Origin of the sequence: Streptomyces aureus, from assembly GCF_001418135.1 — a bacterium.
In the GTDB taxonomy this organism is placed as follows: domain Bacteria; phylum Actinomycetota; class Actinomycetes; order Streptomycetales; family Streptomycetaceae; genus Streptomyces; species Streptomyces aureus_A.
The window spans coordinates 501-12843 of the sequence record NZ_LIPQ01000387.1 but is presented as its reverse complement, the minus strand read 5'-3'; the positions used below and the strand labels follow the sequence as shown (position 1 = coordinate 12843).

Annotated in this window: 9 protein-coding genes; 8 read left to right on the top strand and 1 reads right to left on the bottom strand. The window is 71.4% G+C overall.

The window, feature by feature from the left end:
- The 8 genes from AOK00_RS28355 to AOK00_RS28320 form a co-directional block, all read left to right on the top strand.
- The coding region (locus AOK00_RS28355) for a hypothetical protein (RefSeq protein WP_055603098.1) at nt 1-1305 on the top strand (1305 nt) is incomplete at its 5' end.
- A complete protein-coding gene (locus tag AOK00_RS28350; protein ID WP_055603097.1) occupies nt 1302-1913 on the top strand; it encodes a hypothetical protein in 612 nt (203 codons plus the stop codon). The genes AOK00_RS28355 and AOK00_RS28350, both read left to right, overlap by 4 nt.
- A 501-nt stretch (nt 1914-2414) precedes the next feature.
- Nucleotides 2415-3845, top strand: coding sequence for an MFS transporter (locus AOK00_RS28345; protein ID WP_055603096.1), 1431 nt, complete (start codon nt 2415-2417; stop codon nt 3843-3845).
- Nucleotides 3846-3915: 70 nt separating this feature from the next.
- Complete coding sequence (locus AOK00_RS28340; RefSeq protein ID WP_055603095.1) at nt 3916-4404, top strand: pyridoxamine 5'-phosphate oxidase family protein; 489 nt, start codon at nt 3916-3918, stop codon at nt 4402-4404.
- Between the two features lie 79 nt (nt 4405-4483).
- Nucleotides 4484-5155, top strand: coding sequence for a spermidine synthase (locus AOK00_RS28335; RefSeq protein ID WP_055603094.1), 672 nt, complete (start codon nt 4484-4486; stop codon nt 5153-5155).
- Nucleotides 5156-5226: 71 nt separating this feature from the next.
- Entirely contained in the window at nt 5227-5964 is a 738-nt protein-coding gene (locus tag AOK00_RS28330; RefSeq protein WP_030207163.1) for a response regulator transcription factor, read from the top strand.
- Between the two features lie 50 nt (nt 5965-6014).
- Nucleotides 6015-7085 (top strand): HAMP domain-containing sensor histidine kinase, encoded by a 1071-nt coding sequence (locus AOK00_RS28325; protein WP_055603093.1) that lies wholly within the window; start codon nt 6015-6017, stop codon nt 7083-7085.
- A gap of 322 nt (nt 7086-7407) precedes the next feature.
- Nucleotides 7408-11229 (top strand): multifunctional oxoglutarate decarboxylase/oxoglutarate dehydrogenase thiamine pyrophosphate-binding subunit/dihydrolipoyllysine-residue succinyltransferase subunit, encoded by a 3822-nt coding sequence (locus tag AOK00_RS28320; protein WP_055603092.1) that lies wholly within the window; start codon nt 7408-7410, stop codon nt 11227-11229.
- Nucleotides 11230-11356: 127 nt separating this feature from the next.
- On the opposite strand, the gene AOK00_RS28315 is transcribed toward AOK00_RS28320, so the two are convergent.
- Nucleotides 11357-12343: tetratricopeptide repeat protein (locus AOK00_RS28315; RefSeq protein WP_254047536.1), on the bottom strand; the 987-nt coding region annotated here is incomplete at its 5' end.

Genomic DNA, 12343 nt, shown 5'->3' with positions numbered 1-12343 from the left:
CCCCCGCCCCGTACCGCCGTACGGACCGCCCGCACGCCGAGGCCCCTCCTCATCGAGCTGCGCCGCGGCCTCGGCCCCTGGACCGGCGTCGCCGTCCTCCTCACCGTCCTCGTGACGATGTACGGCAAGGCACCCGGCTGGCAGGGCCGTTGGGCCGATGCCACGAACCTGCTGCATGTGGCCGCCGGGCTGCTCGCCGGACCGCTCGCGCTCGCGGCGGGCTGCTGGCAGGGCGGCCGGGACCTGCGGCGCGGAACGCTGGACCTCTGGGAGTCCGTGTCCCGCTCGCCGCTCCGCCGTCTGTTCGTCGCGGTCGCCCCGTCCGCGCTCTGGCCGGCCGCGGGCGTGCTCCTCGCCGACGCCGTCTGTCTCCTCACGACCTGGCCGTACGCCTCCGGCGGCCGCCCCTTCCTCGAACTCCTCGCCGCCGACGCGGTCGCCGTCGCCGCCCTGGGCGCGCTCGGCCATGTGGCCGGACGTACGGTCCGCTGGCGGCTGACGGCCCCGCTCCTGGGCATCGTCGGCTATGTGGCGCTGGGGATCGGCGCGTACAGCCACAGAACCGTCCGCTGGCTCGACCCCGCCGCCGAGCACCAGTTCCTCTGGGACAGGCCGGTGTGGTGGTTCGGTCCGGTGTCGATGGCGTGGACGGCCGGGCTCGCGCTCACCGCCCTCCTGGCGTACGGGCTCCGCCGGGCGCGACGGCCGCTCGCCCTGGTCCCGCTGGCCGTGGCGGTCGCCGCCGCCGCGCTGATCCTGCGCCTGCCGACGGACGAGGGACCCTGGCGTCCGGACCCCGCCCTGGCCCGCCCGCTCTGCGACGACGGCACGCCGCAGATCTGCCTCACGGCCGTGGACGCGCGCCTGCTGCCGGAGGTGTCGGCGGCACTCGCCCCCCTCAACGCGCGCCTCAAGGGGCTGCCCGGCGCCCCGGTCCGCTGGGTCGGCGGCCCGTTCGGACCCCCTCTCCCCGGCGACGTCGCACTGCCCGACGCGGCGGCGGACGCGGTGCGCGGCCGGCTCCCGCGCCCGGACCTGTATCTGAACTCGGCGGTGTCCTGGCTGTTCTCGGACACCTGCCGACCGGGTGACAACACCGGTCCGCACGCGGAGCGGGCGAGCGTCATCAACCTCGCCGTCATCGAGTGGCTGGCGCCGACACCCGAAGGCTACGGGCCCGACCCGACCGCCGCCCAGCCGTACATCGACCGGCTCCGCGCCAAGTCCGCGGCCGCCCAACGCGATTACCTGGCCCGCTATCTGGCGGCGAACACCTGCCGCCCCGACGAGGTGCCGGTCCCGTGAGGCCCTCCTCCCTGCTCTACCTGCGCTCGCGCGCCCTGCCCGGCGCCCTGGCCGCCCTCGCCGGAACGGCGGTGGCCGCCGCCTGGGCGGCCCGGTGGCTGGAGTCGCTGCCCGAGTTCGACCACACGGCCCGGCTGCCGGTGGTCGCACTCGGCCCGCTGCTCGCGGCCGCCGCGATCGGCACCAGTCTCCACACGCCGAGCGACGAGCTGGACCGTACGGCGGTACGCGCGTGGTGGCCCCGCCGTCTCGCCCATGTGCTCGCCCCTGCCGTCCTCGCCGTCGCGCTGCTCGCGCTGGCGGTGCCGGGGCACGCGCAGGAGTTCGGCGCGCTCGCCGCCGTACGCAACACCCTCGGGCTCGTGGGGGTGACGGCGGCCGCCGCCGCTGTCGTGGGTGCCCGGCTGAGCTGGCTGCCGCCGGCCTTCTTCGTGGGCACGGTCTATCTCGCGGCCCCGTCCACCCCGGGCGGCGGGGCGCAGTGGTGGGCCTGGGTGATGCAGCCGGGCACCCAGGCGGGGGCGTGGACGGTGGCGGTCGCCGCGCTCGTGGCGGGCACGGGCCTGTACGCGTGGCGGGGCGCACGGCGGGTGGCGGGCGAGTCCTGACGACCCGTTCCGTGCGGCCGGTACCCGCGAGAGTGCCGGTACTCGCGAAGGGGCCGGACCCGTGAGGCGAGGTCGGTACCCGTGAGGCGAGGTCGGTACCAGTGAGGCGAGGTCGGTACCCGTGAAGCGGGACGGTACCCGTGAAGTGAGGTCGGTACCCGTGAAGCGGGACGGTACCCGTGAAGTGAGGTCGGTACCCGTGAAGCGGGACGGTACCCGTGAAGTGAGGTCGGTACCCCTGAAGTGACCGGGTGACTTCGAAGTGCCTTCTTCCCCGAATCTCCGCCGTGCCGCAGGATTTCCACATCGACGCGTGGGAATCCCGCGGCACGGTTCTCTCCTTGTGCCGCGCCCTTGCCGGGCCGGCTTCTCACGGGGATCCCAAGGGAATTCCACGCGCCTGCCGCGAGAACGCGGCCGATTCCCGCGACCATTCCTCCGCGTGCAAGGAGCAATTCTGTGTCCACTCCGAAATCCCCGTCGGGCGGCGGTACGGACCGCATGAGCGGGCGCGCCTGGGGCGTGCTGTTCGTGCTGTGCGGCGCGATCTTCCTCGAGGGCATCGACGTGGCCATGCTCAACGTGGCCCTGCCGTCGATCCGCGAGGACCTGGACATGTCGACCGGCATGCTCCAGTGGGTGATGAGCGCCTACGTACTCGGCTACGGCGGGTTCATGCTGCTGGGCGGCCGGGCCGCCGACCTGTTCGGACGCCGCCGGATGTTCGTCTTCTGGCTGGTGGTCTTCCTGCTCTTCTCCGGCCTCGGCGGGTTCGCCACCGAGGGCTGGATGCTGATCGTCGCCCGCTTCGTGACCGGTGTCGCCGCCGCGTTCATGACTCCGGCGGGCCTGTCCATCATCACCACGAGCTTCGACGAGGGCCCGCAGCGCAACAAGGCGCTGCTCGTCTACTCCGGCACCGCGGCCGGCGGCTTCTCGGTCGGCCTCGTCGTGGGCGGCCTGCTGACCGCCGTCGACTGGCGCTGGGTGTTCTTCGCGCCGGTCGTCCTCAGTCTTCTCATCCTGGTCGCGGCGATCGCGCTCATCCCCGGGTCGCCGCGCCCGGACCGCGCGGGCCAGGGCGTCGACCTGGCGGGCTCGATCAGCGTCACCGGCGGCATCCTGCTCCTCGTCTTCGGCGTCGAGCGTGCCGCGCACGTCTCCGCGGCCTCGACGATCGGCACCGTCGCGGCGAGCCTGGTGCTCTTCCTGGTCTTCGTCGCCGTCGAGCGCGGATCGTCCTCGCCGCTGGTGCGCCTGGGTCTCTTCCGCAAGGGTTCGCTTGTCCGCGCCAACCTGGCAGGTCTGCTCTTCGCCGCGGGCTTCTTCGGCTTCCAGTTCATCGCGGTGCTCTACCTGCAGGAGCTGCGCGGCTGGTCGACCCTGCAGACCAGCTTCGCCCTCATCGTCATCGGTGTGGACGCGGTCCTGTCCCCCACCCTCACTCCCCGGCTCGTGGCCAGGTTCGGCAACGCCCGGGTGATCTTCGGCGGTCTGCTTCTCGCCGCCCTGTCGTACGCGCTGTTCCTGCCGGTCGGCGCCGACTGGACGTACCTGGCGATGTTCCCGAGCCTGATCATTCTGGGCATGGCCTTCTCCCTGGCCTACGGGCCGCTGACCATCGTCGCCACCGACGGCATCGCCGAGGAGGAGCAGGGCGTCGCCGGCGGTCTGCTGTACACGTCCTTCCAGTTCGGCGCCGCGCTGGGCCTGTCCGCCGTCGCCGCGGTGAACATCGCGGCCACGGACGGCACCTCGCCGACGGCGCTCCTCGACGGCTACCGGGCCGCCCTGGTCGTACCGCTCGTCGCCGCCCTCGCCGCCGCCTTCGTCAGCGCCTTCGGCCTCCGCCGCCGGGCGGGGGCCGCGGACTCCGACGCCGGACCCGTCGGCCTTCCCCGTACGGCCGAGCGCGTCGACGCGTCACGGTAGTTCCTTCCGGCGACCACCGAATGCCGAATGGCGAATACCAATGCCAATGCCAATGCCGAAAGGAACGGACATGGCAACCCGCGTGGAATCCTTCTCGGAGATCGAGAACGAATTCAATGCCTACATCCAGGACATCGTCTACGCCACCATGATCACCGTGGACCGCGCGTCGCGCCCCAGGGCCCGCGTTCTGCTGCCCGTCTGGGAGGTGGTCGACGGAGAGCCGGTCGGCTGGCTCGCCGCCTACAGGACGCCCGTGAAGGTGGCACATCTGGCCAACAACCCGCACACCACCTACTCGTACTGGAACCCCCGCCAGAACGCCGTCTTCGTCGACAGCGTCTCGACCTGGGCGGAGGACCGGGAGAGCAGGGAGTACGCGTGGGACCTCTACCGCGAGGGGAGCCCCACCGGCGTCGGGTACGACCCCGCCGGATACTGGCGCGGCGGTCCCGAGGACCCCGGGTACCACGTCCTGCGCATCGAACCGTGGCGGGTGCAGGTGCTCCGCGGCTCGGATCTCAGCAGCCGAATCTGGACGCACGGGGCCCCGCGCTGAACAACGGGTTTGTCCCCACCGCCGTCGCCCCGCGAGGATGGCCGGGGACCCAACTGCCGAGCCGAGAGCGGAGCGACCGATGCCAGGAACCGTCACCCTCGACCGCCGCGAAGGACCGTACGGAGAGGTCGTCCTCCGCCGTCGCGACGAGCACTACGAGATCATCGCCAACGGGACCTTCCTGATGGACACCTCCGACGGGCGCTCCGAGCGGCTCCTGATCGACGCGGCGCAGGCCGCGCTCCCCGAGCGGTCCCGCCCCGGCGCGTCCGTCCTCATCGGCGGGCTCGGCGTCGGATTCTCGCTCGCCCACGCCGCCGCCGACCCCCGCTGGGGCCGGATCGTGGTCGTCGAGCGGGAGGAGGCGATCATCGACTGGCACCGCCAGGGGCCTCTCGCCTCGGTCTCCGGGGCCGCGCTCGCGGATTCCCGGACCGTGATCCTGCACACGGAGCTGGTGGACCATCTCCACACCTCCCCGGACACCTACGACGCCCTCTGTCTGGACATCGACAACGGGCCCGACTGGACGGTCACCGAGGACAACGAATCCCTGTACGCGGCCGAGGGTTTGGCGGCCTGCGCGGCCCGTCTGAACCCCGGCGGCGTGCTCGCCGTCTGGTCCGCCCGCCCCTCCGCCGATTTCGAAGGGTCCTTGCGGAATGCCGGATTCAGCGGGGTACGGACGGAAGAGATCCCCGTTGCCCGGGGCGTCCCCGACGTCGTTCACCTCGGCGTCCGTCCCGAGTAAGTCCTGGATAGCCGGGACGCCCGCGGTACCTCTAGGCTGCAGAGCCGACATCGGCGACGCGAGGCGGGGCAATGGAGCAGACACACACCACTCACCACGGTGCGGCGGCGACTCCGGGTGCCCAGCGCCGGGTGCTCGTGGTCGAGGACGACGCCACGATCGTGGAGGCGATCTCCGCTCGGCTGCGCGCCGAGGGCTTTCTCGTCCAGACCGCGACCGACGGCCCCGCGGCCGTCGACGCGGCCGAGGCATGGCAGCCGGACCTGATGGTCCTCGACGTGATGCTGCCCGGGTTCGACGGCCTGGAGGTGTGCCGCCGGGTCCAGGCCCAGCGCCCCGTCCCGGTCCTGATGCTGACCGCCCGCGACGACGAGACCGACATGCTGGTCGGCCTCGGCGTGGGCGCGGACGACTACATGACCAAGCCGTTCTCGATGCGGGAGCTGGCCGCCCGGGTGCACGTGCTGCTCCGCCGGGTGGAGCGGGCCGCGCTGGCGGCCGTGACCCCGCGCAGCGGCATCCTGCGCCTCGGCGAGCTGGAGATCGACCACGCGCAGCGCCGGGTCCGGGTGCGGTCCGAGGACGTGCACCTGACCCCGACCGAGTTCGACCTGCTGGTCTGCCTGGCGAGCACGCCGCGGGCGGTCCTCTCCCGCGAGCAGCTGCTCGCCGAGGTGTGGGACTGGGCGGACGCCTCGGGCACCCGCACCGTGGACAGCCACATCAAGGCGCTGCGCCGGAAGATCGGGGCCGAGCGGATCCGCACGGTCCATGGCGTCGGCTACGCGCTGGAGACCCCGGCGCTGTGAGCCGGCGGAGGCCCGGGTGGCCGAGGGAGCTGCGGGGGCCGGACGGCGAGGTGCGCCGGCCGCACCGGATCGCGATCTCGATCAAGACCAAGCTGGGCACGCTGGTCGTCGGGGCGGTCCTGCTGACCTCCGGGCTCGCGCTGGTGGCGATCCGTACGTCCACCGAGTTCCGGTACATCACGATCTTCGCGATGATCGCGACCCTGCTGATCACCCAGTTCGTGGCGCAGTCCCTGACGGCGCCGCTGGACGAGATGACCACGGTGGCCGGGACGATCTCGCGCGGGGACTTCACCCGGCGGGTGCGGGGCGCGGACCGGCGCGACGAGCTGGGCGACCTGGCGTCGACGATCAACCGCATGGCGGACGACCTGGAGGCGGTGGACCGGCACCGCAAGGAACTGGTCGCCAATGTGTCGCACGAGCTGCGGACCCCGATCGCCGCGCTCAGGGCCGTACTGGAGAACGTCGTGGACGGGGTCTCCGAGGCGGATCCGGAGACGATGCGGTCGGCGCTTAAGCAGACCGAGCGGCTGGGACGGCTGGTGGAGACGCTGCTTGACCTGTCGCGCCTTGACAACGGTGTCGTGGCGTTGCGGGCGAGCCGTTTCGAGGTCTGGCCGTACTTGTCCGGGGTTCTGCGCGAAGCGAACCTGGCCGCCTCGCAGCGCGGCCTCTCGTCCACCTCGGGCCTGCACAACCGCACGGACGTGCATCTGCATCTGGACGTGTCGCCGCCCGAGCTGGTGGCGCACGCGGACGCGGAGCGGCTGCACCAGGTGATGGCGAACCTCATCGACAACGCGGTGAAGCACTCGCCGCCGCACGGCCGCGTCACGGTCCGGGCCCGGCGCGGCCCGTACCCGGACTCCCTGGAGCTGGAGGTCGAGGACGAGGGTCCCGGCATCCCGGAGTCGGAGCGGCACAAGGTCTTCGAGCGGTTCAACCGGGGCACGGCCCCGCACCGGCAGGGCCCCGGGAGCGACGGCGGCACGGGGCTCGGCCTCGCGATCGCCCGCTGGGCGGTGGATCTGCACGGCGGCGGGATCGGGGTGGCCGAATCATCACGTGGCTGCCGCATCAGGGTCACTCTTCCGGGCAGCCTTCCACCAAGAGATTGACGTAGGGTTCGAACCGGAAGAGCCGGGTCCTGCGGCGAAGCCTCCGGTGGAGCCGGTTTACCGGGTGTACGTGAGGGAGACCTCCGTGCAAGTGAGCGGGACCTGGTCAGAGGTGCGGCCGAAGGGGGCCGCGCCTGCACTTCCCCGTACCCTCACACATGCGGAACCACGCTTGTTTCCCGCCATTCACGGCCCCGAAACACCCCGTCAAGTGTGACTTGCGCGACGTTGGCGCTCCCCGCCTGCACCTCTCGGCCGGACAGGCGTAGCCTTTATTTCCGCTGTCCATCACCTTGTGAAGCGGAAGAGGGCGGTTGCCGCCGTGTCGTCTCAGTCCCCCAGTACCCCGAGCTCCCCGACCGACCAGGACGGGCAGGGCAAGAGCCCCGCAGCCGCCTTCGGTGCCAATGAGTGGCTCGTCGACGAGATCTACCAGCAGTACCTCCAGGACCCGAATTCGGTCGATCGTGCCTGGTGGGACTTCTTCGCCGACTACAAGCCGGGAGCGTCGGAGACCCCGACCGCCCCGGCTTCCACCACGCCGAGCGCCCCTGCGGTGCCGCAGGCGGGCCCCGCACAGGCCGCGCCTGCCGCTCCCGCGGCCGTTCCGGCTCCCGCGCCCGCTCCGGTCGCGGCTCCGGCCCCCGCGGCGGCTCCGGCGCCCGTGAAGGCCGCCACGGCCCCTGCCGCGCCGGCCGCCGCGAAGCCGGCCGCCGCCACGCCTGCCCCGGCCAAGGCCGCTCCGGCCGCCGCCAAGCCCGCGGCCGAGGCCCCGGCCGGTCCCGAGCTGATCACGCTGCGCGGTCCCGCCGCCGCGGTCGCGAAGAACATGAACGCCTCGCTCGAGGTGCCGACGGCCACGTCCGTACGCGCCGTCCCGGTGAAGCTGCTCTTCGACAACCGGATCGTGATCAACAACCACCTGAAGCGCGCCCGGGGCGGGAAGATCTCCTTCACGCACCTCATCGGCTACGCGATGGTGCAGGCGATCAAGGCCATGCCGTCGATGAACTACTCCTTCGCGGAGAAGGACGGCAAGCCGACCCTGGTCAGGCCGGAGCACGTGAACTTCGGTCTCGCGATCGACCTGGTGAAGCCCAACGGCGACCGCCAGCTCGTCGTCGCGGGCATCAAGAAGGCCGAGACGCTCAACTTCTTCGAGTTCTGGCAGGCGTACGAGGACATCGTCAAGCGGGCCCGCGTGGGCAAGCTGACGATGGAGGACTTCACCGGCGTCACGGTCTCCCTGACCAACCCCGGCGGCCTCGGCACCGTCCACTCCGTCCCGCGTCTGATGCCCGGACAGTCGGTCATCATGGGCGTCGGCTCGATGGACTACCCGGCCGAGTTCCAGGGCACCTCGCAGGACACCCTGAACAAGCTGGGCATCTCGAAGGTCATGACCCTGACCTCGACGTACGACCACCGCGTCATCCAGGGCGCCGCCTCCGGCGAGTTCCTGCGCGTCGTGGCCAACTTCCTCCTCGGCGAGGAGGGCTTCTACGACGACATCTTCAAGGCCCTGCGCATCCCCTACGAGCCGGTCCGCTGGCTCAAGGACATCGACGCGTCGCACGACGACGACGTCACCAAGGCCGCGCGCGTCTTCGAGCTCATCCACTCCTACCGGGTCCGCGGCCACGTCATGGCCGACACCGACCCGCTGGAGTACAAGCAGCGCAAGCACCCCGACCTGGACATCACCGAGCACGGCCTCACCCTGTGGGACCTGGAGCGGGAGTTCGCGGTCGGCGGCTTCGCCGGCAAGTCGATGATGAAGCTCCGCGACATCCTCGGCGTGCTGCGCGACTCGTACTGCCGCACCACCGGCGTCGAGTTCATGCACATCCAGGACCCGAAGCAGCGCAAGTGGATCCAGGACCGCGTCGAGCGCCCGCACTCCCGCGTGGAGCGCGAGGAGCAGCTGCGGATCCTGCGCCGGCTGAACGCCGCGGAGGCCTTCGAGACCTTCCTGCAGACGAAGTACGTCGGCCAGAAGCGCTTCTCCCTGGAGGGCGGCGAGTCCGTCATCCCGCTGCTCGACGCGGTCATCGACTCGGCCGCCGAGTCGCGCCTCGACGAGGTCGTCATCGGCATGGCCCACCGCGGCCGGCTGAACGTCCTGGCGAACATCGTCGGCAAGTCGTACGCGCAGATCTTCCGCGAGTTCGAGGGCAACCTCGACCCGAAGTCGATGCACGGCTCCGGCGACGTCAAGTACCACCTGGGCGCCGAGGGCACCTTCACCGGCCTCGACGGCGAGCAGATCAAGGTCTCCCTCGCCGCGAACCCCTCGCACCTGGAGGCGGTCGACCCGGTCCTCGAAGGCATCGTCCGCGCCAAGCAGGACGTCATCAACAAGGGCGGCACGGACTTCACCGTCCTGCCCGTCGCCCTGCACGGCGACGCGGCCTTCGCCGGCCAGGGTGTCGTCGCCGAGACGCTGAACATGTCGCAGCTGCGCGGCTACCGCACCGGTGGCACGGTCCACATCGTCATCAACAACCAGGTCGGCTTCACCGCCGCCCCGGAGTCCTCGCGTTCCTCGATGTACGCGACCGACGTGGCCCGCATGATCGAGGCGCCGATCTTCCACGTGAACGGCGACGACCCGGAGGCCGTGGTCCGCGTCGCGCGGCTCGCCTTCGAGTTCCGCCAGACGTTCAACAAGGACGTCGTGATCGACCTCATCTGCTACCGCCGCCGCGGTCACAACGAGGGCGACAACCCGCAGTTCACCAACCCGCAGATGTACAACCTGATCGACAAGAAGCGTTCGGTGCGCAAGCTGTACACCGAGTCGCTCATCGGTCGCGGTGACATCACCCTCGAAGAGGCGGAGCAGGCGCTCCAGGACTTCCAGGGCCAGCTGGAGAAGGTGTTCGCGGAGGTCCGCGAGGCCACCAACGCCCCGGCGACGGCGACCGTGCCGGACGCCAAGGCGGCCTTCCCGGTCGGCGTCACCACCGCGGTCTCCGCCGAGGTCGTGAAGCGGATCGCCGAGTCGCAGGTCAGCGTCCCGGAGCGGATCACGGTCCACCCGCGTCTGATGCCGCAGATGCAGCGCCGCGCCGCCTCCGTCGAGGACGGCACGATCGACTGGGGCATGGGCGAGACCCTCGCCATCGGCTCGCTGCTGATGGAGGGCACCCCGGTCCGGCTGTCCGGCCAGGACTCCCGCCGCGGCACCTTCGGCCAGCGCCACGCGGTCCTGGTGGACCAGGAGACCGGCGAGGACTACACCCCGCTGCTCTACCTGGCCGAGGACCAGGCCCACTACAACGTCTACGACTCGCTGCTCAGCGAGTACGCGGCGATGGGCTTCGAGTACGGCTACTCGCTGGAGCGCCCGGACGCCCTGGTCATCTGGGAGGCCCAGTTCGGTGACTTCGTCAACGGCGCGCAGACCGTCGTCGACGAGTTCATCTCCTCGGCCGAGCAGAAGTGGGGCCAGACCTCCGGCGTCACGCTGCTCCTGCCGCACGGCTACGAGGGCCAGGGCCCGGACCACTCGTCCGCGCGCCCGGAGCGCTTCCTCCAGATGTGCGCCCAGGACAACATGACGGTCGCCATGCCGACGCTGCCGTCGAACTACTTCCACCTCCTGCGCTGGCAGGTCCACAACCCGCACCACAAGCCGCTCATCGTCTTCACCCCGAAGTCGATGCTGCGTCTGAAGGCCGCGGCGTCCAAGGCGGAGGAGTTCACCACCGGCGGCTTCCGCCCGGTGATCGGTGACGCGACGGCGAACCCGGCCGACGTCCGCAAGGTCGTCTTCTGCGCCGGCAAGGTCTACTACGACCTGGAGGCCGAGCGCCAGAAGCGCGGCGACACGGAGACCGCGCTCATCCGCCTCGAGCGTCTGTACCCGCTGCCGGGTGCCGAGCTCCAGGCCGAGATCGCCAAGTACCCGAACGCCGCGAAGTACATCTGGGCGCAGGAGGAGCCGGCGAACCAGGGTGCGTGGCCGTTCATCGCGCTCAACCTGATCGACCACCTGGACCTGGCGGTCGGCGCGGACATCCCGGCGGGCGAGCGCCTGCGCCGGATCTCGCGTCCGCACTCCTCGTCCCCGGCGGTCGGCTCGGCCAAGCGCCACCAGGCCGAGCAGCAGCAGCTGGTCAACGAGGTCTTCGACGCCTGATCGTCGTACCGCGTGAGGAGGCCCGGCGCCCCGAGGGGGTGCCGGGCCTCCGGCGTTCCGCCCCGCCGTGCGGCAGAAGCCGTGCGTCACGGCCGTGCGTCAGCGGCCGTGCGTCAGCGGCCGTGCGTCAGAGATTGGCCTCGAAGTCCCAGTACGGGCGGTTGCGCTGGCGGGCCGAGAGGGTGTGCGGGTGCTGGGCGCCGAGCGTCCTGGTGAGGGTGAGCAGGGCGTCCTCCTCCAGCTTCGTGGCCTCCTCGGTCTCGCGCAGTCCGCGCAGGTCGGTGGCGAGCGAGACCTGGCAGGAGAGGGTCAGCGGGTGCTCGTTGCCCATGACGTGGCGGGCCCGGCGCAGGGTGTCCCGGCTGAGTTCGGCGGCGTCGGACACGCGCCCGTTGAAGTTGCGGGCGGCCGTGGCGTTGAGGGCGCAGCCGAGGACCCAGGGGTGGTCGGGGCCGAGGGCGGCGGTGAGTCCGGCGAGCGCCGCCTCCAGCATGGTCATGGCCTCGGTGCGCTCACCGGCCGCCTGCATCACGAGGGCGGTGTTGGCGAGGACGCCGGTGGAGACGGGGTGGGCGGGTCCGAGCAGCGCGCGGTAGCCGGCCTCAGCCTCGTTGATGAGTTCGCGGGCCCGGTCGAGGTCACCGTGTTCGCGCAGGTAGTTGGCGTAGTTGGTGACCGCGGAGAGCGTGAGGTAGTGGCCGCGTCCCTGGGCCTGTTCGAGGTGCTCCAGGACCCCGGCCATGACGGCGCCGATGTCGTCCTTGAAGCCGCCTTCGCGGCGTCGGCAGAGGGCGAGCTGGCTGCGTGCGTAGAGGGTCTGCAGGTGCTGTGCGCCGAGGATCTTCACATGGAGGCGGACGTTGGCCTCCTGGCGGCCGAGCGCCTCGCGGTAGCGGCCGAGCAGCCGGAGGTCCTGGGCGACCGCGTTGTTGGAGTTGAGGGTGGAGGGGTGGTGGGGGCGGAGGATGTTCTCGCAGCGGGAGAGGGTGTCGGCGTCCTGCTCGTGCGCCTCCCGGTAGCGGCCGAGCATCCGCAGGACGACGCCGATGTTGTGGCGGGCGGCGAGGGTGAGCTGCTGGGTCTCGCCGAGGAGGGTCTGCGCCTCGGCGAGGAC